General features: G+C 56.7%; 18 protein-coding genes and 1 riboswitch. Of the genes, 5 read left to right on the forward strand and 13 right to left on the reverse strand.

Annotation, left to right across the window (positions count from 1 at the left end):
- Nucleotides 1–11: 11 nt before the first annotated feature.
- The 7 genes from G477_RS20790 to G477_RS20235 form a co-directional block, all read right to left on the reverse strand.
- Nucleotides 12–836: a GGDEF domain-containing protein gene (locus G477_RS20790; RefSeq protein ID WP_051288219.1), complete on the reverse strand. Its 825-nt coding sequence runs from the start codon at nt 834–836 to the stop codon at nt 12–14.
- Between the two features lie 1,447 nt (nt 837–2,283).
- Nucleotides 2,284–3,708, reverse strand: a complete 1,425-nt coding sequence (locus tag G477_RS0117515) for an ABC transporter substrate-binding protein (RefSeq protein WP_026699014.1) — start codon at nt 3,706–3,708, stop codon at nt 2,284–2,286.
- A gap of 30 nt (nt 3,709–3,738) precedes the next feature.
- A complete protein-coding gene (locus G477_RS0117520; RefSeq protein WP_026699015.1) occupies nt 3,739–4,545 on the reverse strand; it encodes a carbohydrate ABC transporter permease in 807 nt (268 codons plus the stop codon).
- Entirely contained in the window at nt 4,542–5,453 is a 912-nt protein-coding gene (locus tag G477_RS0117525) for a carbohydrate ABC transporter permease (RefSeq protein ID WP_026699016.1), read from the reverse strand. The genes G477_RS0117520 and G477_RS0117525 overlap by 4 nt, the downstream gene beginning before the upstream one ends.
- 47 nt (nt 5,454–5,500) lie before the next feature.
- On the reverse strand, nt 5,501–6,619 hold the full coding sequence (locus tag G477_RS0117530) for an ABC transporter ATP-binding protein (protein ID WP_026699017.1): 1,119 nt from the start codon (nt 6,617–6,619) through the stop codon (nt 5,501–5,503).
- A gap of 1,207 nt (nt 6,620–7,826) precedes the next feature.
- Nucleotides 7,827–8,969 (reverse strand): iron-containing alcohol dehydrogenase, encoded by a 1,143-nt coding sequence (locus tag G477_RS0117535; protein ID WP_245575577.1) that lies wholly within the window; start codon nt 8,967–8,969, stop codon nt 7,827–7,829.
- A 62-nt stretch (nt 8,970–9,031) separates the two neighbouring features.
- Nucleotides 9,032–10,135 (reverse strand): CapA family protein, encoded by a 1,104-nt coding sequence (locus G477_RS20235; RefSeq protein WP_051288221.1) that lies wholly within the window; start codon nt 10,133–10,135, stop codon nt 9,032–9,034.
- Nucleotides 10,136–10,270: 135 nt separating this feature from the next.
- Nucleotides 10,271–10,380, forward strand: a riboswitch (TPP riboswitch).
- Between the two features lie 546 nt (nt 10,381–10,926).
- Here G477_RS20235 and G477_RS0117555 point away from each other — a divergent pair.
- The 4 genes from G477_RS0117555 (at nt 10,927) to G477_RS20245 (ending at nt 13,206) form a co-directional block, all read left to right on the forward strand.
- On the forward strand, nt 10,927–11,688 hold the full coding sequence (locus G477_RS0117555; RefSeq protein WP_026699021.1) for a 3-oxoacyl-ACP reductase: 762 nt from the start codon (nt 10,927–10,929) through the stop codon (nt 11,686–11,688).
- A 43-nt stretch (nt 11,689–11,731) separates the two neighbouring features.
- Complete coding sequence (locus G477_RS0117560) at nt 11,732–12,166, forward strand: DUF1801 domain-containing protein (protein WP_026699022.1); 435 nt, start codon at nt 11,732–11,734, stop codon at nt 12,164–12,166.
- A 162-nt stretch (nt 12,167–12,328) separates the two neighbouring features.
- Nucleotides 12,329–12,685: a hypothetical protein gene (locus G477_RS0117565; RefSeq protein ID WP_026699023.1), complete on the forward strand. Its 357-nt coding sequence runs from the start codon at nt 12,329–12,331 to the stop codon at nt 12,683–12,685.
- A gap of 131 nt (nt 12,686–12,816) precedes the next feature.
- The gene (locus G477_RS20245) at nt 12,817–13,206 is read left to right on the forward strand and encodes a rhodanese-like domain-containing protein (protein WP_051288223.1); all 390 of its coding nucleotides are present in this window, start codon (nt 12,817–12,819) and stop codon (nt 13,204–13,206) included.
- A 184-nt stretch (nt 13,207–13,390) separates the two neighbouring features.
- Here G477_RS20245 and G477_RS0117575 read toward each other — a convergent pair whose 3' ends face one another.
- From G477_RS0117575 to G477_RS20250, 5 genes are all read right to left on the reverse strand, one after another.
- Nucleotides 13,391–14,665 (reverse strand): TRAP transporter large permease, encoded by a 1,275-nt coding sequence (locus G477_RS0117575; protein WP_026699024.1) that lies wholly within the window; start codon nt 14,663–14,665, stop codon nt 13,391–13,393.
- Nucleotides 14,643–15,185 (reverse strand): TRAP transporter small permease, encoded by a 543-nt coding sequence (locus G477_RS0117580; protein ID WP_026699025.1) that lies wholly within the window; start codon nt 15,183–15,185, stop codon nt 14,643–14,645. The genes G477_RS0117575 and G477_RS0117580 overlap by 23 nt, the downstream gene beginning before the upstream one ends.
- Nucleotides 15,186–15,247: 62 nt before the next feature.
- Nucleotides 15,248–16,432, reverse strand: a complete 1,185-nt coding sequence (locus tag G477_RS0117585) for a TRAP transporter substrate-binding protein (protein ID WP_026699026.1) — start codon at nt 16,430–16,432, stop codon at nt 15,248–15,250.
- Nucleotides 16,429–17,742 carry a Zn-dependent hydrolase gene (locus G477_RS0117590; protein WP_026699027.1) on the reverse strand — a complete coding sequence of 438 codons (1,314 nt, stop codon included), beginning with the start codon at nt 17,740–17,742 and terminating at the stop codon, nt 16,429–16,431. Before G477_RS0117590 ends, G477_RS0117585 begins: the two co-directional genes overlap by 4 nt.
- 125 nt (nt 17,743–17,867) lie before the next feature.
- Nucleotides 17,868–19,628, reverse strand: a complete 1,761-nt coding sequence (locus tag G477_RS20250; RefSeq protein WP_026699028.1) for a helix-turn-helix domain-containing protein — start codon at nt 19,626–19,628, stop codon at nt 17,868–17,870.
- Nucleotides 19,629–19,798: 170 nt separating this feature from the next.
- Here G477_RS20250 and G477_RS0117600 point away from each other — a divergent pair, with 170 nt between their 5' ends.
- The gene (locus tag G477_RS0117600; protein ID WP_035212411.1) at nt 19,799–21,460 is read left to right on the forward strand and encodes an SLC13 family permease; all 1,662 of its coding nucleotides are present in this window, start codon (nt 19,799–19,801) and stop codon (nt 21,458–21,460) included.
- Between the two features lie 1,067 nt (nt 21,461–22,527).
- On the opposite strand, the gene G477_RS0117610 is transcribed toward G477_RS0117600, so the two are convergent.
- Nucleotides 22,528–23,499, reverse strand: coding sequence for a nuclease-related domain-containing protein (locus G477_RS0117610; RefSeq protein WP_026699031.1), 972 nt, complete (start codon nt 23,497–23,499; stop codon nt 22,528–22,530).
- Nucleotides 23,500–23,715: the final 216 nt, after the last annotated feature.

The following is a 23,715-nucleotide window of genomic DNA, read 5'->3' on the forward strand; positions in this document are numbered from 1 at the left end:
CCCGTATGAACCTACGTGTGCTGCGGATACCCCTGGCCTTTTTTCTTCCTTTTGGCGTGGTACATGAGATCATCCGCCTGTGAAATGGCCGCAGAGAAGCTCATAGAGTGCTGGTCGATTTCCGTTCCTCCGACACTCCAGTCAATGGGATGCGTCTGTTCATTGATGAAAGGGGGAGGATCGAATGCCCGGCTTAATTCGGCATCCATCTCCGCCTCGCTCATCATCCAGGGCACGAGGAGAACGAATTCATCGCCGGCATACCGGTACACGTGGACTCCCTGTTCGGTGCCCCACGCTCGCAGCCGCTCCCCGATCTGCCGCAGCAGTTCATCACCTGCAAGGTGGCCATGCTGATCGTTCACTTGTTTAAAGTTATTCAAATCCATGAAGAAAAGCCGATAGGTCGCTTGATCTGGAGAAAGGACGGCGAAATCGCGCTCCAGTGCTTTTTGATTTGGCAGCCCGGTAAGCGGGTCTTGCAGCAGCTCTTTTTCTTTCTGGGCGAGCTGTTCAATCGTGTGATTCAAGGCGGAAGTCAGCTTCTGCAGGACATCCGATCCCTGATAGGCAGATCGAATGCGGTAGTTGCCGGCCGCGACATCTCTCAAAATAGCGGCGTACCTCTCGAAGATATACTTCAAGGCGCTCCTGGCGATGATGTAGTTGATCCAACCGAGCAGCATTCCGGCGATGATCGAGAGGATGCTGAACAGGAGCATGTCTTCCGGAAGGATCTGCACGAGCGACGGTACGGTAAACCGGAAGGCGATCCCGATGAGCATGCCGAACAGCAGATAAAACAACAGCAGGTAATGCATGAAATTGCTGCGCATAATGTTTCTCCTTTACGTTTTGTTAGTCAAAAGTCCTATATTTGCGTGCGTGATCCTGATAATATATTTATTGTATAGGAAATGTATAAGTAAATCAAAAACGAAGGTCCCAAAAAAGAGAAAACTGAAATAGGTGCATGAAGTTCCATATGCCCATTTATTTTCGTTTCAGATTTACCCCATATATTGGATTTGTTGAATGGGAGGAGAGTACTGCGACGTGTTGGAGCCGGGAAGGGAAGGGCTTAGGTAACTGACGGTCTATTTGTTGCTCGAGGGTCTGGACCGAAGCGCCGTTGCGAGGTGCGGAGTGACCGAGCGCGGGTCCTGAACGTCCGCTGCGTCCTTCCGAGTGACCGCCCAGCACCGCTGTGACCGATTTTCCTGCTGGAGAGACTGCCCGCTCTCACCTAGCGACCGCCCACGGCCGCGCTGCGTCCGAGCCGGCGCCGCGAGTGACCGATCCGCACCCGATGCACCGCCGCAGCGGTCCACGATCCAGCTTCGTTTCCGCGGCTGCTCCGGCAGCCGTAGACCAGAGGGGCTTGGGTAACTGACGGTCTATTTGTTGCTGTAGGGTCTGGACCGAAGCGCCGCTGGGTGGCGCGGAGTGACCGAGCGCGGCTCCTGAACGTCCGCTGCGTGCTTCCGAGTGACCGCCCAGCGCCGGTGTGACCGCTTTTCCGCTTCCAGCGACTGCCCGCTCCCTCCAAACGACCGCCCACCGCCGCACACCGTCCGAGCCGGCGCCGCGAGTGACTGATCCGCACCCGATGCACAACCGCAGCGGACCATGATAACCTCGTTCCCGCGGCAGCCCCGGCAGCCGTAAACCGGAAGGGCTTAGGTAACTGACGGTCTAATGGTTTCTGGAGGAGACTGGACCGAAGCGCCGTTGCGAGGTGCGGAGTGACCGAGCGCGGATCCTGAACGTCCGCTGCGTCCTTCCGAGTGACCGCCCAGCACCGCTGTGACCGATTTTCCTGCTGGAGAGACTGCCTGTTCCCTCCTTGCGACCGCCCACCGCCTCCCAACGTCCGAGCCGGCGCCGCGAGTGACTGATCCGCACCCGATGCACCGCCGCTGCGGACCATGATGACCTCTTTCCCGCGGCTGCCCCGGCAGCCTTAAACCAGAGGGGCTTAGGTAACTGACGGTCTAGTATCGAACAAGCGGCTCGTCTGGAGAAAAGCGTGGCAGGAATGCGGTCGTTTCTTCCTGCGCATGCAGCAAAGCGTGGCGCCAGAAGGATGTACTTCTGGCGCCACGCTGCTTATTGTGTGATAGGAATGGATACGTTTTTATACAGGGGAACGGCGGCTATGTCGGCTGCGCGGGAACCAGCAGCGATGCCGCGCGCCGTTCCGAAGAAAAATCGCTTTGGTTCTGTTTGATTTGGAGAAGGCTGATCAGCCCTTTCCAGCCTTTGTCTTCCTTGACGAAAAGATTATTCGCCGGCCCGGTCCGAGACTTCGATGGCTCGGTTGGATCCATCTACGGCCTGCTGAAGAGCTTCCTCTGGAGGAGTTCCTTGATACAGAGCTTCCAGTGAAGTTACGACCTGTTCACGGGATTCAGGGAAGACCGTGATCAAGGCTCCTTGCGTAGCAGGAGAAGTAACGGTTTCCTGCAGCTGGTCAATCGGAACCGTCAGCTGTGGAAATTCTTCGTGCTCTTCGGTAACGATATCTTCCTCATATGCGTCCGGATGGGTGGAGAAATAGCCGGTATTGACGTGCCATTCGGCTTGAACTTCCGGCTCGTTGAACCACTTCATGAATTCCCAGGCACCGCGCTGTTCTTCTTCGCTGATGCCGCTGCCCATCCAGACAGAGGCACCGCCGATGACGACCCCGTTCGGATCGATACTGTCTTCATGAGGCACAAACGACAGGTCGACCTCGAAATCCGCGTTTTCTACGGCGTCTTTTGTACCGGCTGAAGAATCCATGTACATCGCGACATCTCCATTTTGGAATGCGGCACGGAGATCATCCCAGTCGCGTCCAAAGTAGTTGAACGTTTCTGCTTCGTTCATGTCATTCAGCCATTCATAGACACGCAGGCCTTCTTCTCCGCCGAACGTCACTTCTGTTGCATCGGCGCTTCGACCGTTGTCGTTATCTACGTAGTTCTGTCCCTGCGTGGCAATCAGCTGTTCAAAGAACCAGCCGTGACCGAGCATCGAAAAACCGTACGTGTCCTCATCTGTCAACGCTTCTGCCGCCTCCGTAATTTCTGAGAAGGTACGCGGTGGATTGTCTGGGTCAAGGCCGGCTTCCTCAAATTTGTCGACATTATAGTAGAGAGCTGGAGTGGAGGAGTTGAACGGCATAGAATAAAGCTGGTCATCCACCGTGTAATAACTGAGAATGTTTTCTTCGAGCTGGTCTACATCGTAGCCTTCGTCATCGATCCAGTCCTGCACGGGAGTAATGTAATCACTCTCGATCATGTACTTGGTTCCTACTTCGAACATCTGAACGAGTGCTGGTGCCGTTTCGGTGCCGCTGACCGTTCTGAACTGGGTCAGCAGTTCCTCATAAGATCCCTGGTACTCCGGCTGGATGTGATAGTCTTCCTGGGATTCGTTAAAATCATCGACGAGTGCTTCAAGTGTATCGCCGAGGCCGCCGCCCATGCCATGCCAGAATTCAATTTCCACTGCATCCCCGGCAGCTTCAGCATTCCCGTCATGGTTGTTATCTTCCTCGTCATTGCCCGCGCTGCCGTCTTCATTGCTTTCCTCTGCTTCATTGACGTTGTTGGCGGCTGCACCTGCTTCCTCGTTGTTCTCAACTTCCGTATCGTTTCCACCACAGGCGGCAAGCAGCAGCATCGGTGCACTCCAGAGCATCATGGCACGTTTCATGTAAAACTCCCCTTTTCTTTTTAGAATGATTTATTTGACAGCACCCTTCGTCAATCCTTTCTGCAGCTGTTTTTGACCAGCAGCCAGAAGGATCAGCGTAGGAACGATCACAAGAATTACCCCGGCCATCACAAGTCCCCAGTTGGTTGCAACTTCGTCCGCCTGCAGACGGCGCAGGCCGATCTGTACAGTACGGACCGTGTCGTTCGTTGTCACGAGCAGGGGCCAGAGATACATGTTCCAGGTAGTCAGGAAGCCGAAAATCCCGAGCGTGACAAAACTCGTTTTGGCATACGGCACAACCACCTTGTAGAAGAACTGAAAGTGGGACAACCCTTCTACACGGGAGGCCTCATATAATTCCATCGGGACGGTTTTAAAATGCTGCCGCAGCAGAAAGGTCCCGAAAGCAAGCGCGAAAAAGGGAACCGTCAAGGCAAGATAATTGTTCATCCAGCCGAGAGATTGAATGGTCAAGAAGTTAGGAATCATTGTCGCCTCCCAAGGGATCAGCAGGGTGGAAATAAACAAGAGAAAGACTGCCTGGCGCCCACGGAACGGGATGAATGCAAAGATGAATGCCGCGAGGGAACTGACAATCAGCATCCCGAGCGTTGCGGTAGAAGCGACGATGAAGCTGTTCATTAAGTAATGCAGGATCGGGACCGACTGCAGCACGTCGTAATAATTCGCCAGCGTAGGGTTCGTGGGAACGATCTGCCGGTTCGCAATGTCTTCACTTGTCATGAAGCTGACTGAAAACGCATAGAGAATCGGGAAGAACATCACCAGTGCTGAGATGGTCAACAGCGTGTAAAGAAGACTTTTCCGCATCATTGGTAATGCACCTTCCTTTCCCCGAACTTAAACTGGAGCAGTGTCAACAGGAGCACCGCGGCAAACAAGACGATAGCCATGGCGCTGGCAGGTCCAAATTGATAATAGATAAAGGCTTCCCTGTAAATCGAATAGATGATCAGGTTCGTCGCTTCCGCTGGTCCGCCTCCGGTCAGGATGTCGACCTGACCGAAGGATTGGAAGGCATTGATGAACGTGATGGTGATGATGAAAAAGAGCGTCGGGGACAACATCGGCACGGTAATCCGACGAAGCTGGTAAAAGTAGCCTGCGCCGTCGATCCGGGCACTCTCATACAAATGTTCATCAATGTTCTGCAGGCCGCCGAGCAGAATGAGAAACGAGAAGCCGGTATTCATCCAGATGGTGGTGATGCTGATCGAAATCAGCGCCATCGTGCTGTCCTGCAGCCAGGATACCGCCGGCAGCTGCAGGGCTTGAAGTGCTGCATTCAATACGCCGGTGGTCGGGTGAAACATGAACAGCCAGATGACTGCAGAAGCAGCGACGCTCATCCCGAGCGTGGAAGCAAAGATCGTCCGGTACCATCCAATGCCCCGCAGTTTTTCATTGGCCAGCAGCGCCAGGAACAATGCCAGGATGACACTGGCCGGCACTGTGAGCAGGACGAAGATGATGGTGACGAGCACGCTGCGGCGGAAAGAAGCCGATTCCCAAAGATAGGCGTAGTTTTCGAACCCGACGAAGGTGGTTGGATCGCCCTGGGCATCCGTGAAGAAAAAACTCAAGTACAGGGAATAAAACATCGGATAAAACATAAATACGCCGAAAAGTAGAAGCGAAGGAAGCAGATAGAGAAGGGCTGTCCGGTAGTTGACCGTCTTCTGCCAGAACGAGCGGCTCGAAGGAATCCGATAACGCTTCACGGCTTCATCGACGGTTTCGACTCTTCGCGGAAGTTCTTCTGCCTGTTTCAAAGGGTGACCTCCTCTTGGACAGGGGCCGATAAAGATGCTCCGATGTTTTTCCCGTTGTCCAGTGCAAAGAGATGCAGATGCGAACTGTTCAAGTAAAGGACTGCCTGCCGTTTCGCTTCGAGTGACCATTGTCCGGGGATTTTAGCTTTCCAGTCTGCCCCGCCGGCATCCATGGTGAGGAGCGTCTCATTTCCGAGCACCTCCACGGTCTGCAGGTGCACCGGCAGCTCCCAGTCCGAGTCCTCCTGTGGCTCCAGGTGGAGGTGTTCGGGCCGGATTCCGAGCTGCACCTCCTGTTCGGCAGGGAGAGGCTGGTCCATGACGAGTGGACGAGGGGCTCCTGGAACATGCAGCGTACCAGAATTGTCAACGGTGGCTGTCGTCAAGTTCATCGGGGGTGCCCCTATAAAGCTGGCGACGAAATCATTGGCAGGATGGTTGTACAAATCAAGCGGCCTTCCCACCTGCTGCACTTCGCCTTGGCGGAGCACCATCATGCGGTCTGCCATGGTCATGGCTTCCACTTGGTCGTGGGTGACGTAAATCATGGTGATGCCGAGTTCCTGCTGCAGCTGCCGGATTTCCGTGCGCATCTGGGCGCGGAGTTTGGCATCGAGGTTCGACAACGGTTCGTCCATCAGACAGATGGGCATTTGACTGACAACCGCACGCGCGAGAGCAACGCGCTGCCGCTGACCACCGGATAATTCCCTCGGCTTGCGCTTCAAATACTCGCGCATGCCGAGCATATCAACAGCTTCATCGCAGCGGCGCCGCTGTTCCTGTTTGGATACTTTACGCACCTTCAAGCCGAAGAGGATGTTCTCCTCGACAGTCAGGTGAGGATAGAGGGCATAATTCTGAAAGACCATCGACAGCTCTCTTTTGCTTGGTGAAAGGTCGTTGGAGAGCCGGCCGTGCATATGAATTTCTCCCGCGGTGAGTTCTTCTAATCCCGCGATCATGCGAAGCATCGTACTTTTGCCACAGCCGGACGGGCCGACGAGGACAAAAAATTCTCCTTGTTCGATCGTGACGCTGGCATCCTGTACGGCAAACTGACTGCCGTCAAAACTTTTCGTGACATGCTTCAGCGTAACCTGACCATCTGACATAGCATGGACCCCCTTTTGTTGAAGTACATGGTTCATTCTACGGATGAAACATTAAGCCGTTGTGTTGTGCGTATGAAGGCTCGGTAAATGTCCGTTAAGAGTCTGCGTAGATTATGAATTCTATGAGCGGAGGAGCCCGTTGCAAAAAAGACGCAGGTACGGCGTGTGCAGTCCGCTTCTCATCCAAACGATGCCCACGCCCGAAAGCCACCTTGTTTCCGCGGCTGCCCAGGCAGCCGTAGACCAGAGGGGCTTGGGTAACTGACGGTCTAATGGTTGCTGGAGGGTCTGGACCGAAGCGCCGTTGCGTGGCGCGGAGTGACCGAGCGAGGCTCCTGAACGTCCGCTGCGTCTTTCCGAGTGACCGCCCAGCGCCGGTGTGACCGCTTTTCCACTTCCAGCGACTGCCCGCTGGCGCCTTGCGACCGCCCACGGCCGCGCTGCGTCCGAGCCGGCGCCGCGAGTGACCGGTCCGCACCCGATGCCCAACCGGAGCGGAGCATGATACCTTCGTTTCCGCGGCTGCCCCGGCAGCCGTAAACCAGAGGGGCTTAGGTAACTGACGGTCTATGGGTTGCTGGAGGGCCTGGACCGAAGCGCCGTTGCGAGGCGCGGAGTGACCGAGCGAGGCTCCTGAACGTCCGCTGCGTCTTTCCGAGTGACCGCCCAGCGCCGGTGTGACCGATTTTCCACTTCCAGCGACTGCCCGCTATCGCCTAGCGACCGCCCGCGACCGCGCTGCGTCCGAGCCGGCACCGCGAGTGACCGATCCGCAGCCGATGCACAACCGCTGCGGACCATGATACCTTCGTTTCCGCGGCTGCCCCGGCAGCCGTAAACCGGAAGGGCTTGGGTAACTGACGGTCTAATGGTTGCTGGAGGGCCTGGACCGAAGCGCCGTTGCGAGGCGCTGAGTGACCGAGCGAGGCTCCTGAACGTCCGCTGCGTCTTTCCGAGTGACCGCCCAGCGCCGGTGTGACCGCTTTTCCACTTCTAGCGACTGCCCGCTATCGCCTTGCGACCGCCCGCCGCCTCCCAACGTCCGAGCCGGTGCCGTGAGTGACCGATCCGCAGCCGATGCACAACCAGAGCGGAGCATGATCCAGCTTCTTTTCCGCGGCAGCCACGACGAAAAACCTCCAGGCCCCCTTTGCAGGAACAAAGGGGCCTGGAGGTGTGTTTTTTATGTGATACGAATGAAGTGAGCTTACGCGGTGCCCTGCACGAGCCGGTAGACGAGCGTCATGTCGCCGCGGCCGAAGATCACGGGCACGGGGTAGAGCGGATTCGCCTCCGCGAGCGCCTGCTCCACGAGAAAAGGGAGGTCCGCGGTGCGGATCGCCGGCAGGTGAGCCGGGAGTCCCATCTGTTCGTTCATCTTCTCGATGCGTCGGATGAACGCTTCCGCCCGCGCGGCCTCGTCTCCTGCGTCGAGCCCGGCTGCATCGGCGAGCGCCGCAAGCGGGCGGTGCACTGCCGTGCCGTAATAGCGCAGCACGTGTGGCATCACGACCGCATTCGCCCGGCCGTGCGGCACCCCGTACCACGCGCTCAGCGTGTGCGCGACCGCGTGAATGTTGCCGACATACGCGCGGGTGAACGCCCGCCCTGCCTGATAAGCAGCCTCCAGCATCGCTCCGCGCGCCTCCAGGTCCTCCCCATCCGCATAAGCGGCCGGCAGATGAGATAGGATCAGCGGGACCGCCGACTCACTGAGCCGCTTCGTCTCCTTCGTCCCGCTCCGGCCAATGTACGCCTCCACCGCATGCGTCAGCGCATCCATCCCCGTTTCTGCCGTCACCGCCGGCGGCATCCCCACCGTGAGCAGCGGATCGTGGACGGCGATGTGCGGAATCAGCACCGTGTCATTCACGGCGTATTTCTCCTTCGTCTCCGGTTCCGATACGACGGCCGCCACCGTCGCCTCACTCCCCGTGCCGGCCGTCGTCGGGACCGCAGCAAGCAAAGGCAGATCCCGCCGTACCTTCAGCTGGCCGCGCATCTCCCGCAGGGTGCGCCCTGGTCTGGCGATGCGGGCGGCGGCGGCTTTGGCACAATCGATGACGGAGCCGCCGCCGAAAGCGGCGATGGCATCACACGCCGTCTTTTCATACAGCTGTCTGGCTGCTTCGATCTGCGCAGTCGTCGGATTCGGTTCGATCTGATCGTATAGAGAAACGCCGATGTCCTGCTCCCGAAGGAGGGAGAGGAACGGATCGGCGAGGCCGAGCTGCATGATGCGGGCATCCGTAACGACGAGCAGCTGCCGCACACCTTTTGCCTTCAGAAGGGCAGGGAGCTGTTCGACGCTGCCGGTGCCGTGGAGTCGTTCCGGGGTGCGCCAGTGCATGAAGGGGGCGGCGGTGCGGTAGGCGGTCTGGTACAGGCGGCAGTAGCTGTGGTAGAGCATGGTTATTCCTCCTCGGGCAGGATGTCGAAGCCGTCGAATGTGGTGTTGTAGGAGTTGGCTTCAAGAAATTGCATGACTTGCTGCTGGTAGTCGCTGCCGCGGTCGATGATGCGGTCGTCTTCGATCCACCATGGTTCGAAACGCATGGCCACCTCGCCGTCGTCGAGCTGCAGCTGGAGCAGACCGGTTTCGGCGGTCGGACCGTCGACGTAGTCGGGAAACAGGAAGTTGCCGAGGGAGTAGGCGACGGGGGTGCCGTCGATGTACTCAAATCCCTGCAGGACGTGCGGGTGTGCTCCGACGATCGCATCGGCGCCGGCGTCGGCCATGAGACGGGCGTAGTCCCGTGCTGCTTGCTCGGGGACGTGCTCGCCTTCGTTGCCCCAGTGCATGTAGACGAGCGTGTAGTCGTGGACGGTGCTCGTGTCTTCGATGATCTCGGCGGTGCGGTCATGCTGGTAGCCGCTGGCGATTCCGGGCTTATCGTCTCTCGCGTACCAGTCCACGGCGGGGAGTACCTCGGAAAAGGCGAGGACCGCGATGGAGGTGCCGTCGATGTCGACGGTGTGCGGGGCATAGGCGGCTTCTTTATTTTCCCCGGCGCCGGCAAAGTCGAGGGCGGACGCGTCGAGCGCGGCCACGGTATCCAGGAGGCCGTCTTCGCCGTAGTCCATCGTATGGTTGTTGGCAATCGAGACGAAGTCAAAGCCGGCTTCTTCGAGAGCCTGCAGGTACGACGGCGGCATGCGGAAGTTGTACGTTTTCGGGTACGGCGTGCCGCCCTCCGTGACGGCTGTTTCCAGGTTGGCGATGGCGTAGTCGGCTTCCTGGATCGTGCTGCTGATGTCTTCGAACGGATAATACGGTCCTTGTACGGCGGCGGTCTCTTCAAGAGACCATTCGTAGATGATGTCGCCGGCGAAAGTGATGTCGATTGGTTCGTCCGGCTGGGAAAGCCGCTCGGCCGCGGCTGTGTCTTCAACGGACGAGAGGGGCAGTTCTTCTCCTTTTGGCAGCTCGGGTGCTGCTTCGGCAGTCGGCTCATCCGGCTCGGACTGGCAGGCGCCCAGCAGGAGCAGCGTGCCGGCGGTTATGTAGGTTTTCAATACAATTCCCTCCCTGGAGTGCTAGTTTTTATCAAGGCAGATTCCATCTCCTTACAGTGTATAGCCTGGAAATAGGAAGGGCAATGAGAGAATTGGAAACGGCATGAAGAAAGCGGTATAATGGAAAGGCACACCATCATCTGCTGGGGGAGCCGGTACGACCGGCTGAGAAAAAAGCGTGGACTTTTTGACCCTTTGGACCCGATCTGGATCATACCAGCGTGGGGAAGCAGCCGACGTCTGGATGTCCAGGCCGGCCCGCTTTCCCGGGGCCGGCCTTTTAAGCGTTCCCTGAAGGGGCCGGTGCCGGCAGCATCCGTCCTTTCGGGTGACTGATCGGTCCGATCGATCCGGTCATGGGAAGGGCTGCCTGCCGGCTGGCCCAACATGTTGAGCAGGCGTCGGCATTGCGGGTTCAAGCGGCGCAAACGTGCTGAGAAGTGGCTCAAAAAAAGCAAAGTGGCTCAAAAATTCCGGCGGGAGACCCGCATGCGGCGGGAAGCCGTCCCGCTTCCAGAGGCGAAGCAACGCAAAAAGGGAGCGGACCGACGCGCTTTTCTCCAGCCAAAGCAGCACGGGCGTCGAGGAGTTGATTTCCGCCGCCTGCGGCGGGAGGGCTTTTCAATGGATAGGAAGGAAAACGTCTCTTCGTGGAGGCCTGCGGTTGTTTCTGCTGTCCACGCAGAACGAAAAGCCTGCGCCTCCATAAGAGAGCCTGCGGAGACGCAGCAGGCCGTTCCGACAAAAAGTCCAGCACGCGTTCCACCAGCAGAAAAACAGGAGGAGATCCAATGGAGATGAAGGAACAGCTCGTATTTATCAGTGGGGCGAGCCGTGGGCTGGGAGCCTCGCTGGCAAGGAGTTTTGCACGGGAAGGGGCCAGGGTTGTCATTAACTACTATCAGAGCCGGGACATAGCAGAGGCGCTGGCGGAGGAGCTCGGCGACCGGGCGTTTGCTGTTTATGCAGACATCCGCGATGAAACCGAGGTCGGGCAGGCCGTGACAGAAGCAGAGGCGCATTTCGATCGTCCGGTGACGACCATCGTGAACAATGCCCTCGTCGGATTCAAGTTCGACCCCGCCGCCCAGAAGGCCGCAGACCGACTGAGCTGGGAGGATTACCAGACGCAGCTGGACGGCAGCCTGAAAGGACCCTTCCACCTCGTGCAGGCGTGCCTGCCGGGGATGAAAGCAGCCGGATTCGGACGCATCATCAATGTCGGCACAAACCTCGTGCAGAACCCGGTGGTCGCCTACCATGAATACACCACAGCGAAGGCAGCGCTACTCGGCTTCACCCGCAACATGGCAAAAGAGCTCGGTGCCGAGGGGATCACCGTCAACATGGTCAGCGGCGGCCTGCTGCGCGAAACGGATGCGAGCCGCGTCACGTCCGACGAGGTCTTTGGCATCATTGAAGCGACGACCCCGCTGCAGCGGGTCACGACGCCCGACGAACTAGCCGATGCCGTCCTGTTCTTCTCCTCGCCGTGGTCACGCGCCGTCACCGGCCAGAACCTCGTCGTGGATGGCGGACTGGTGATGGATTAACGGGAGAGCATTTTGAACAATCATGAAAGAAAGAGGGGATGACTTGTCAGAAGTAGATGCATACATGGACCGTATCGATGCCCGCTGGAAGGAGCCGTTCCAGCGGCTGATAGAAACCATCGAGCAAGAGCTTCCACCAGGGTTTGCTTTTCAGATGCAGGACAATATGCCTGCGTTTGTCGTGCCTCTTGATACGTATCCTCGCGGCTATCATGCAGTACCTGGAACCCCGCTGCCGTGGATGAGCCTGGCAGCACAGAAGAATCATATAGCCTTGTATCACATGGGAATCTATGTCGATGAAGAACTTCGTACATGGTTTAAGGAGCAGTATCCTGTTCACATGAGCACAAAGCTAAATATGGGGAAAAGCTGCATTCGTTTCACCAATCCGAAAAAAATCCCGTATACGCTCGTAGGAGAACTGGCATCCAAAAGAGAGGTGGAGGATTGGATTCAGTTGTATGAAGGCCGTTGATACTGGAGTGTATAGAAGAAAAATCCGACCATATTCTGTGTAGTAACGACCAATAAGCATATGGCATTTTATGGTAAAAGCACCACGAAAATAATGTCGCTCCCCGCGTGGGAGTGTGGATTGAAATAGCACCCTGTATTCTTGTGTGGATAGGAGTTTCTTATGTCAGCGATGGTTGTCATTATTCTGATTGTTTTTCTTGTCTGCTTTATTCTGCAGCGAATGATGATGAAAAAAGGCATGCTCATGCCAAAGGGAGAAAAAGACACATATTTCCATCCGACACACCGGTCTGTGGAAGTGCTGCTTTATGTGTTGACGCTGGTTCTGCTTGCTGTCTCGTCGACGTTCGAGGTGGTACGGCCGTGGGTCTTTGTTTCTTTTGCTGTGGTATTTCTTTACCAGGGGACGCTGCAGCGCATGCATGAACCGGGATCAAAAGAGCCTCTCTTTACTTTCAGTGTGGTGGGTCTCCTCCTCCTCGGTGGAATTGTCTACAGACTGTTCTTTTATGGATAGCTGCTCATTTTCTGTGCAACGGAAGTTTTATTTTTCCAATTGCATAACTGGAACTGCCGCATACACAGCGAGCGCCTGCCTTGCATTAATACCTCCTACCGTATATCATCAACAACTAGGAGGCTGATGACATGAAAAAAGTAGCAGCAGCTCTCTCGGCATCCGCTTTGCTGCTTGCGGCATGCGGCGGGGGAGAGAATGAGGAAATGTCGACGGAGGAACTTCAGGACCATATCGAGGAAGAAGGTTTTGACGATGGGGTTCATTACGTGGATGTGAGAGAAGAGCACGAGTTTGCAGATATGCACATTGACGGTTTCGACAATGTCCCGATGGATGACATGATGGGCGACCCGGAATCATATGCTTCGGTAGACGACCAAATCGTGATCATCTGCCAGACGGACAACCGCAGTCAGGAAGTGGCGGACAGCCTGATCGAGCAGGGCTATGACCCGGATCATCTGACGGTGGTCCAGGGCGGTATCTCGGATTATGCCGGTGACACGGCTCAGCAGTAGGCAGCATAAAAAAGCTCCGATCCTCATACGAGGTCGGAGCTTTTTTCATGATAGGCCTGAAGACGTTTTATACAGGGGGACGGCACCGGCTGCACGGGAAGCATGAGAAGAACCGATGCTTCCCTCAAAGAAGCTACAGCGACGCCGCGCGCCTTTCGACCAAATCGGCTTTGCGCTTTTTGTCTTAATCAAACAATCCCGGAAGCCACATGCTGGTAGCTGGAACGAAGGCCATCAGCAGGATGACGAGGATGCCGGTGAGGAAGTAGGGCAGCACGTCTTTGATGGTGTCTTCGATGTTGATTTTGGCGATGAAGCACGAGATGAACAGCGTCGCGCCGACTGGTGGTGTGAACATGCCGAGCGCGAACGTGACGAGCATGATCATGGCAAAGTGCATCGGATCCATGCCGATGGTGTCGGTCGCAATCGGCATGAAGATCGGGATGAACAGGAACAAGTTCGGGACGAGTTCGAGTACCATGCCGGCGACGAGCATGATGGCGACCATGACGAGAAGCAGTCCCCAGCCCGGGAGGCCGAGGCCGCCGAGCGCGTCGGAGATCATGTTCGGGACCCCTTCGGAAATGAGCACCCACGTGAAGATCATCGACGCACAGATGGTGATCATGACGATCGCCGTTCCCTGTACCGTCTCCTTCATCGCAAAGAGAATCTTGTCCCATTTCAGCGTCCGATAAATGAGCAGCCCGACGAGCAGGGCATAGACGACCGATAAGGATGCGGCTTCGGTAGCGGTAGCCACCCCGAAAACGATGGCACTGACGAGCAGAATCGGCAGGAGCAGCGCCAGCGACGCGCTGCGGATGTTGCGTCCGAATTCGCGCAGCGTCGGGCGGGGTTCGCTCGGATAGCCGCGGCGGAGCGCGATCAGGACGGTCGTACCTAAGTAGGCGAATCCGACGATCAGCCCCGGGATGACCCCGGCAAGAAACATCGCACCGACGGATAAGTCCGCGAGCCAGGCGATGATGATCATCGTACTCGACGGCGGAATGATAATGCCGACCACGGAGCTGGAGGCGTTGATCGCCGCAGCAAATGGGGCATCGTAGTTCTTCCGCTTCATCTCTGGAATGAGGACACTCCCGGTTGAGGCAGCGTCAGCTACCGAAGACCCGGACACGCCGGCCATCCCCATGCTGGTGACAACAGAGACACAGCCGAGACCGCCCGGCAGCTGTCGGACCATGGAATCGGCTACTTTGATGATCCGCTGGGCGATGCCGGCCTGGATCATCAGGCTTCCGGCGAAAATGAAGAAAGGGATCGCCAGAAAAGCAAATGACTGCGTATTCGAGAAGAACCGCTGGGACATCATTTCCATCGGCAGTCCTTCGATTAAAAAGTATAGTAAGGCGGATGCCCCCATCGAGAAGGCGATCGGAACACCGAGGAGGATCAGGATAAAGAAGCTAGCGATCATCATCCACAGCATCGAGTTCCTCCTCCTCTCTCGGCACCGACATGCGTCCGCGGACGACCTGCACAATATGATAAATCAGCACAAGAGAAATGAGAGCGAACGCAATCATCATCGAGGTGCTGAGCCACCCGCGGGAAATCCGAAGCACCGGCATGACCTGGGTCGCCTGGTTCTCGGTATACATCCAGGAAGCGTACGTCATCATCACAGCAAAAAAGAGCATGACCAGCTTCGAAAACAAAAACATGCCGTGCTGGATTTTCGGCGGCATTCGTCGGCGTACAAACGTAATGGCGAGATGATTATCATGGAACGTCACCGATACGCCGGCGATGAAAATCATCCACGGGAATAAAAGCAGCGTCAGTTCATTCGAGTAGACCAGAGGCAGAGAAAACACGTAGCGGCTGAAAACTTCGAGGAAGACGACTGCCGTCAGCAGCGCCAGCATCAGCGCCGAGATCAAATCGATCCCATTGGCAGCGCCGGTCATGATCCGGTTCGACCGGCTGTTCGTATGGGCTTCCGTCATCGTAGTCCTCCTTTACAATAAGGCCGGGGAGCAGCCCGGAAAGGCAGCTCCCCGTTCCTGTATTACTCCGCGCGGTAGTCGTCGAGGAAGTCCTGCATCTGCTGGATGATGTCAGCTCCCATCACGTCTTCCACTTCTTCATAAACCGGCTCGACTGCTTCCTGGAACGGCTCCAGGTCCGGGTAGGATACTTCTTCAAATTCGTCTTCCGCCCGCTCCAGGGCTTCTTCTTCTTCCGCTGCGATGAACTCCCTTGCAGCATCGCGGGCTTCGATCGCACCTTCGCGGATGATGTCCTGCAGTTCCTCATCCATGCCGTCAAACAGCTCATCATTGACGATGAAGTACGAGTAGTAGTAGGAGTGGTTCGTAATAGAGAGATAGTCCTGCACCTCATGCATGTCCTGGTCGTAGATCGACGGCATCGGGTTGAACTGTCCGTCAATGACGCCCTGGGAGAGGCCGCTGTACAGCTCGGTGTAGGCCATCGTCGAGACGCTCGCCCCGAGGGTATTGAACGTTTCGATCAGGCTGACATCGTCAGGAGAGCGGATCGTCAGTCCTTCGACGTCCTCCGGCGCTTCGATCGGACGGACATCGTTGGTGATTTGTGCGAAGCCGAGCTCGACGTCGGAGAGTGCGTAAAATCCGGTACCTTCACTCAAATCGAGAAGGTGGTCGCCCACTTCACTGTCGAGGACGGCGTGTGCTTCATCCGCTCCTTCGGTTAAAAACGGCAGCGAGAGCGCGGCATATTCCGGCACGACGCTCGCAAGCTCGTTCGCTCCCGGAAGCGCCATGTCGAGCGCGCCGACCTGGACGGCTTCGATCATTTCCGGCGACGTGGCATACGTTTCGTTCGGGAAGAATTCAAAGGCGACGTCGCCTCCGCTTTCTTCGGCGACGTAGTCCGCAAAGGCCTGAGCGGCGACGCCTTTCGAGTCATCTTCAAGTCCGGAGTTCCAGCCGATCTGGATTTCATGTTCTGCGTCTTCCTCGCCGACGGTTTCGCCCTCGCCGTCGTTGGCTGCGTCGTTCTCGTTGTTATCGTCATTGTTATTGTCGGCTTCGTCGTTGTTTCCATTGTCGTTTTCGCCGTCGTTGTTGTCGGCTGCTTCGTCGGCGTTGTTGTTTCCGCCGGCATTGTTATTGTTGTTGTTGGCGTCATCGCCGCTTTCGACTCCGCATGCAGCAAGCATGAGCGCTGCGGCGGCGGTTCCGATGGATAGTTGAATGGCTTTCTTCATGATAATGCCCCCTTATTTTTCTGCTGCGCCTGTTTCATCACAGCTTCGGTTAATGATTTAAGTACGTGAATCGTTTCGACACAGTCGTTCAGCGAAGACCATTCTGCCGGGTGGTGGCTGACGCCGTCGAGGCTTTTCGTGAACAGCATCGCAAATGGTGCTTTTCTGCCGATGATCATCGCGTCGTGCCCGGCGCCGCTCGGCATGGTGACGGCTTTCGTCCCGAGCGTCTGCTCGACGGCCTCGGCCGCTAGCTGCTGCAGCTCTTCTGCTACCGGCTGCGGCGGGGTGGACATGAGCGTTTCGACGGCGCTGCTGACGCGGCGGTCGTCGGCGATGTACTGGGCCATGGCCTTCGTGCGTCGGATCACTTCGTCGCGTGCTTTTTCGTCGATGTCCCGGATGTCGACGGTCAAGGTGACTTCTCCCGGAATGACGTTGACGCCGTTCGGCTTCACTTGGAGTCTGCCGACCGTCGCCACGGCCGTGCTGCTGACGGCAGCCGGAATGTTTTCGACTTCGGTGACGAAGCGGGAGGCCGCGATCAAGGCATCTTCCCGATCGTTCATCGGCGTATTGCCGGCGTGCCCGGCGCGTCCGGTGAATGTCACCTGAAGCCAGGCCGGCCCGGCGATTCCTTCGACGACCCCGGTGGAGAGGCCCGCTCGTTCCAGGCGCTTGCCTTGTTCGATGTGGACTTCAAGAAATGCTTCGACATCGCTGAAATCGGCTTCGGCGCTGCGGATCGAGTCCAGGCTGAGATGCTGTTCGGCAAGGACGTCTTCATAGCTTCGGCCTGTTTCGTCGGTCAACCGTGCTTTTTCGTCGGTGCTTATCTCCCCGGTCATCGCGAGGCTTCCGGTCAGGCCGCTGCGGAAGCGGGCGCCTTCTTCGTCGCTGAAGATGACGGCTTCAAAGGAGAGCGGCGGTGCGGTGCCTTCGTCCTGCCAGGCCTGGGCGACTTCAATCGCCGCGAGCACACCGAGCGGGCCGTCAAAATGGCCGCCGTTCGGGACGCTGTCCAGGTGGGAACCGCTCATGATACGGCGTTCCGGAAGCGCGGCGCCGTCGATCCGGCCGATGACGTTGCCTGCGCCGTCCCGGCGGACCGTCATGCCGGCTTCTTCCATCCATCCGGCAGCGAGGTCTTTGGCGGCTTTCTCTTCCGGACTGAAGGCGATGCGGTAGCTGCCGCCGTCTGCTGTCGCTCCGATTTCCGCGAGAGCAGCCAGCCGGGTGGCGAGTCGTTCGCCGCTGACGCCGGAATGCGAGAGCGATGCATCATAAGGTTCGATTAATTGTTGTTTCATGGCGTTCCTCCTGCTGACATAGTCGGTATGAGTTTCAAGTATAGACTATTCTGACAATAACGACAGATGCCTTTCCGACAAAAAATCAGCCCCCTCTTTGTCGGAAACCAACAAAGAGGGAGCTGCTAGCGATTCGTCCGCTCCAAATAACGCTGAATATAGAGGGCCAGCTGCAGTTCAAATAGAATCTTTCCGTTGAATTCCTCTAATTGAAGCAGCTGCCGGATCGAATTCAGCCGGTACTTGAGCGTGTTGACGTGAATGAAAAGGGTGTCCGAGGCGGCGCGCAGCGACTGGTTTTCGTTCACGTACGCTTCCAGGGAAGCGAGGAGAACCGAGCGGCGCTCCGGCTCGCATTGAAGGATCGGCTCCAGCTTCTCGATGACGTACCCTTCCAGTTCGCTGTGTTCCATGCTCATAAACAGCCGCTCCGGTCCCAGGTCGGCAGGCGACAGCAGCGTACCGCTCGTCCGGGCTGCTTCCGCGCATTTCAATGCATCCCGATAGGAGGCGCGCACGTATTTCAGCTGAGGAACCGACCGGCCGAGACCGGCAGCCGGTCGGAAGCCGGTGTAGCGTTCGACTTGGGCGGCATATTCCTCGATCCGCCGGCGGACAATGGCCATGCTCTGTCGTTCCTCGGGTGTGGTCAGCGTGAACATGATGGTCATCTCCTGTCCCCGGTGCAGCAGGTACGTGTGCTCCTCGTCCTGCAGCAGCTCCCTCGTCAAGTAACGGAGAAGTGGATGTTCTGCTTCTTCCCACTGCCCCTGCGGAAGCGTCATGTGTGCGAGCACGTAATCGGCCTCGCCCGCATGATGGTAGGGCAGGGAGGAGATCTGCATGTAGGAAAGCTCCTCCCATTCATGGTCCAAAAGCGGTTTGAGCAGCTGTCCCCGGGCGGTTGCTGTTTCGATGATGTCTTTTTTCCGACGGAGCATTTCCCCGGCGAAGACGACGCTCGTCTGCTCGATGGCGAACCGGTCGAGGGGATCGATCCGGCTGTTTTCTTTCATAATAACCGCCAGCCAGCCGAGCGTCGTCCCTTCGGAGCGGACGGGAAAGAAGACGGCCCGCCGACCTCCTGCCGGCATCTGCCAGTGGAGTATCGAAGGACCGCTGTGCTGGACCTCCTGGATGAGCCGGTCTTTTTGGGCTTCTAGTAACGAAAGCGCCTCTTCACGGGCACCAGCGGAAGAGGCTTCGAGCAGGTCAAAAACATCGTTGACGAGCACCACTTTTTCCTCGATCAGGCCGGCCAGGGTGCGGGTGATATCCCGAGTGCCTCCGCGTGCGAGGGCGACGTTGGAGAGGGCTTCGTGAATCATCTGGGTGCGCTGCTGGCGGGCGAACAGCATGGCGTTCTCGATGGCGATGGATGCCTGGGCGGCGAAGGTTTCCAGCACGTCGAGGTCTTCTTCGGTGAAGGTGATGCTGTCGTCGAAGGCATCGACGGTCAGGACGCCGATCGCTTTTCCGCGTGCCATCATCGGGACGGAGAGGACGCTCGTCGGAATGTGATACCCGCCGAGCGCTTCGGAGTATTCGGCGGCGGTTTCTTTCCGAATGTTGGCCATGGTGGCCTCGGCTTCGGCGGCGGTGTGGAGAATGCGGCCTGTGCCGGAAGCAAAGACGCTCCCGCTGATCCCTTCTCCCGGCACGAGGACGGTCTGCCGCATGGCGTCGAGTTGAAAGTAGCCGCCGGTCATGCGGATGCGCAGAAGCTGATGTTCTTCGTCATAAAGAAACAGGAGAATGCCATGGACGCCGTCGATGACGCGGCTGACTTCTCCTGTCAGTTGGAGCAGGACGGTTTCGAGATCGAGCGAAGAGGTGAGTGCTCTGGCCGCGCCGATCAGGCTGAGCAGCTTCTGGTGCTGTTCCATAGCAGAGACCCCGCTTTCTGTGTGTAATCATGTTTCTATTATAGTACTTTGGTTGTTAGAAGAAAATCTTCGATGGAAAAAGAGTGAATGATTGTAAAAGAGGGAAGGGAAAAAAGAGTTTAATCATATTAAACCAGAAAAAGACCGAGACGAAAAGAAGGAGGGGTTTTATGGTGACATGGATGCGGGAGACGTGGGCGGCTGCCTGGCGCAGCCACGATCGTACGAAGGAGCTGCTGAAGTTCGTCACGTTCATGGCGGATGGACCGCCGAGCGATGAGCGGAAGCAGATGGAGACAGCTTCCGGGAAGATGACGAATACATACCGGCAGCCGTCGCCGGACGGACAGGATTTTTCGCTGAAACAGAAGGTGGGGCTGCTGCTCGGACCGCTGTTGTTTTTAGCAATTTATTTTCTTTTTGATGCGGAAGGTCTCGCCGATGAGGCGCGCGGGGTGCTTGCGGTCACTGCGTGGATTGCGACGTGGTGGATCACCGAAGCGATTCCGATTCCGGTAACGGCACTGATTCCGGTGATTTTATTTCCGCTGGTCACGGAGCTGGAAACCGGGGAAGTCACCCCCAACTACGGGGATGGTATCGTTTTTCTCTTCCTCGGAGGGTTTATTATTGCATTGGCGCTGGAGCGGTGGAACCTGCACCGGCGGATTGCTTTAACGATCATTAATTTTGTTGGAACGAGCACGAAACGACTGGTGCTCGGATTTATGCTGGCGACAGCCTTTCTGTCGATGTGGATCTCGAACACGGCGACCGCGATGATGATGGTGCCGATTGGTACTGCGATCATCTTTCAATTCACCCAGCTGATGAAAGAAGGGGACATTGAAGATGCGGAGAATCAGGAGAAGACTTTTTCAAAAGGATTAATGATTGCGGTTGCATTTGCTGCGTCGATCGGGGGGCTCGGTACGATCATCGGGACACCGCCGAATACGATCCTGGCCGGGCAGCTTGATGAGATCTTCGGCATCGACCTCTCCTTTGCGAACTGGATGATGTTCGGTGTGCCGCTGGCAGCCGTGCTGCTCGTGCTTGCATGGCTCTACCTCGTCAACATTGCCTTCCCGATGAAGCTGAAGGAAATTCCGGGGAGTGGAGAGCTGATCCGAAAAGAACGTGAGGAATTAGGGAAGATGTCCGGCGATGAAAAGCTGGTCATGACGATTTTTACTATGACAGCGCTTGCTTGGATTTCGCGGGAGTACGTGCTTCAGGAATTCATTCATGAAGGTATTGATGATACCCTCATTGCCATTACCGGGGCGGTGACGCTGTTTTTAATTCCGTCTGTGAAGTATCAGGGTGTGAAGCTCATGAACTGGGCGACGGCGAAGAACGTGCCGTGGGGCATTCTGCTCCTGTTCGGCGGTGGTCTCGCGATTGCGAGCGCCTTCGGGGATACCGGGCTCGATGAGTGGATCGGAACGCAGCTGACGGTTCTCGGCGGCGTGCAGCTGATTGTGATGGTGCTTGGTATTGCTGTCATGGTCATGTTCCTGACAGAAATCACCTCCAACACGGCCTCTGCGACGATGCTCATGCCGATCATGGCTTCTCTGGCGGCCGCAGTAGATGTGCACCCATTTGCCATGATGGTTCCGGCCGCGGTAGCCGCTTCCTGTGCGTTCATGCTGCCGGTAGCGACGCCGCCGAACGCGGTCGTCTTCGGTTCCGGTTATTTGAGAATGGGCGACATGATCAAAGCCGGTATATGGATGAACTTGATTGCCATCGTGGTACTGACCGCCTTCGTGGTGCTGTTGCTGCCAGTTGTCTTTGGCATTGATTTGACAAGCTTCCCGTCATAAATGATGATGTTGACTGCCCCAGTCTCCCTCCGGATCTCCGGATGGGAGGCTGGGGCTTTTTTTGTTAGGGAGATGCCCATCCGGTTTTCTGCTGGAGGAAATGCTGCGGGAAAAAGTGATATGGATCGTTGGTGCCGTGGATGGGGAGCGGATCGGTCACTCGCGGTGCCGGCTCGGACGTTCGGAGGCGGTGGGCGGTCGCAAGGTGGGGACGCGCAGTCGCTAGAAGCGGAAAAGCGGTCACAGCGGAGCTGGGCGGACACTCGGAAGGGCGCAGCGGACGTTCAGGAGCCGAGCTCGGTCACTCAGGATAACGCAGCGGCGCTTCGTCCGAGACCGGCGACCTCTCCACCGTAAACCAAAAGACCGCCAGTCACCCAAGCCCTTCTGGTATACGGCTGGCGGAGCAGCCGCGGAAAAGAGGGTATCATGGTCCGCTCTGGTTGTGAATCTGGCGCGGAGCGGTCATTCGCGGCGCCGGCTCGGACGTTCGGAGGCGGTGGGCGGTCGCAAGGCGGGGACGCGCAGTCGCTGGAAGCGGAAAAGCGGTCACACCGGCGCTGGGCGGTCACTCGGAAGGACGCAGCGGACGTTCAGGAGCCTCGCTCGGTCACTCAGCGCCATGCAGCGGCGCTTCGGTCCAGTCTCCTCCAGAAACCTTAAGACCGTCAGTCACCCAAGCCCATCTGGTTTACGGCTGCCGGGGCAGCCGCGGGCGGACGCAAGGCGGGAGCGGGCAGTCGCTGGAAGCGGACAAGCGGTCACATTGGCGCTGGGCGGTCACTTAAGAGGACTCAGCAGACGTTCAGGAGCCGAGCTCGGTCACTCAGCGCTACAAAGCGGCGCTTCGGCCGAGATCGGCGACGTCTCCACCGGAAACCTTAAAACAGCCAGTTACCCAAGCCCTTCTGGTTTACGGCTGTCTGGGCAGCCGCGGAAAAGAGGTCGCTCATCTTTCTTCTTCTATGAAGGAAGCTGAGGTAGTTTTGATTATCTTTGGAGAAGGCATCAGCAAGTGAAATGCAAAAAAGATTCCGCCCTCATGTTGGACGGAATCTTTACCTTGTTTAAAGTGTTTTTTCATAGGCTTCTTCTATTTTATCTATTAAGAGGAGGCGTTTGTTTCCGCTTCGCGTGGAAAATGGTGCAATGAGCCGAAGGGTACTTCTGGCGGGGATATTTCCAAAGATGAAATCAAACGTTTTTCTGTGAAGTGGTGTTTGGATCAGTAGACTAATGTCTCTGAGAGTATGTATGTGGGTGTTCACGTCACGCCAATCACAGGAGGTACATTTCCAGGAGCGTTTGATGCGCATTATAGTTTGATTCCCGCAATGTTGGCAGGTTAATTTTCCGAGTATTTCCGTTTCAGCTAGGTGATACTTTTTTAATACGTTGGAGCGATGCTCGGCATTGCTGTTCTTCAGAGTTTCGCAGATGCTTTTCATCTTTTCTTTCGTAATAACCCGTCGAGTATAAATCTTGCTTACATGCATCAGCTCTCTCGGAAGGTTTGCTGCGTGGTAGATACCATCATGATCAGCAGGAGCTTCAATGATCGCCTGATAATTAGAAATGAGGACATGGTTCAGCACAGGTGGATTCACGTCAGCGTATTTTTTCAGCCAAAGGCGAAAGTGAAATGCCTGGCGGCTGCTTTGATTCACGGGACAAGCGAAGGATTGGAGGCTGCCATCCAGCATCCGGAGCAGCTGTCCATGTTTTAAGTCAAATGTTAATGTACCAGCCATGTTTTTTACTTCGCCTATGAAAGCGAAACAGGGATGGAGGATGAGGAGGTCTATTTGAAATGTTTCTCCATTAGCTGGAGAACGGAGCGTCATGTTCCGAAAAACTTTACAGTTTTCTGGAATCATTGGCATCTGCAAGTCGAGCGTCTGCTCGCCGGCGTGACCAATTTTGAAACGACGCAGATGCTCCGTTATTTCCTCTCTTTTTGGGTGAGGATTCGGCAGTCTTCTTAAAAGTGCCTGAAGTTGATCGATGATTATTGGCTGCTGTAGTGATGGCTGTTTCATCGGCATTCCCCCTACATAGAAATATGAGTTTATTATACCTGTAATTACAATAAATGCAAACAAACATTCCCTTTTAGATAGGGCGGCAAAGAGATACGGGTCTGGTGTGTCCGTAGATCTAGCGCGGAGCGGTCACTCGCGGCGCCGGCTCGGACGTTCGGAGGAGGTGGGCGGTCGCAAGGCGACAGCGGGCGGTCGCTGGAAGCGGGAAAGCGG

This window comes from Alkalicoccus chagannorensis DSM 18086 (genome assembly GCF_000429725.1).
Lineage (GTDB): Bacteria > Bacillota > Bacilli > Bacillales > Salisediminibacteriaceae > Alkalicoccus > Alkalicoccus chagannorensis.

What these genes read in the sequence shown, in the direction of transcription:
- G477_RS0117530 (WP_026699017.1), bottom strand. Translation starts at nt 6,619, where the DNA reads ATGTCAGATGGTCAGGTTACGCTGAAGCATGTCACGAAAAGTTTTGAC.
- G477_RS0117610 (WP_026699031.1), bottom strand. Translation starts at nt 23,499, where the DNA reads ATGAAACAGCCATCACTACAGCAGCCAATAATCATCGATCAACTTCAG.
- G477_RS0117535 (WP_245575577.1), bottom strand. Translation starts at nt 8,969, where the DNA reads ATGCACTGGCGCACCCCGGAACGACTCCACGGCACCGGCAGCGTCGAA.
- G477_RS0117565 (WP_026699023.1), top strand. Translation starts at nt 12,329, where the DNA reads ATGTCAGCGATGGTTGTCATTATTCTGATTGTTTTTCTTGTCTGCTTT.
- G477_RS0117590 (WP_026699027.1), bottom strand. Translation starts at nt 17,742, where the DNA reads ATGAAACAACAATTAATCGAACCTTATGATGCATCGCTCTCGCATTCC.
- G477_RS20790 (WP_051288219.1), bottom strand. Translation starts at nt 836, where the DNA reads ATGCGCAGCAATTTCATGCATTACCTGCTGTTGTTTTATCTGCTGTTC.
- G477_RS0117555 (WP_026699021.1), top strand. Translation starts at nt 10,927, where the DNA reads ATGGAGATGAAGGAACAGCTCGTATTTATCAGTGGGGCGAGCCGTGGG.
- G477_RS0117580 (WP_026699025.1), bottom strand. Translation starts at nt 15,185, where the DNA reads ATGACGGAAGCCCATACGAACAGCCGGTCGAACCGGATCATGACCGGC.
- G477_RS0117515 (WP_026699014.1), bottom strand. Translation starts at nt 3,708, where the DNA reads ATGAAACGTGCCATGATGCTCTGGAGTGCACCGATGCTGCTGCTTGCC.
- G477_RS0117600 (WP_035212411.1), top strand. Translation starts at nt 19,799, where the DNA reads ATGGTGACATGGATGCGGGAGACGTGGGCGGCTGCCTGGCGCAGCCAC.
- G477_RS20245 (WP_051288223.1), top strand. Translation starts at nt 12,817, where the DNA reads ATGAAAAAAGTAGCAGCAGCTCTCTCGGCATCCGCTTTGCTGCTTGCG.
- G477_RS0117520 (WP_026699015.1), bottom strand. Translation starts at nt 4,545, where the DNA reads ATGATGCGGAAAAGTCTTCTTTACACGCTGTTGACCATCTCAGCACTG.
- G477_RS20250 (WP_026699028.1), bottom strand. Translation starts at nt 19,628, where the DNA reads ATGGAACAGCACCAGAAGCTGCTCAGCCTGATCGGCGCGGCCAGAGCA.
- G477_RS0117585 (WP_026699026.1), bottom strand. Translation starts at nt 16,432, where the DNA reads ATGAAGAAAGCCATTCAACTATCCATCGGAACCGCCGCCGCAGCGCTC.
- G477_RS0117575 (WP_026699024.1), bottom strand. Translation starts at nt 14,665, where the DNA reads ATGCTGTGGATGATGATCGCTAGCTTCTTTATCCTGATCCTCCTCGGT.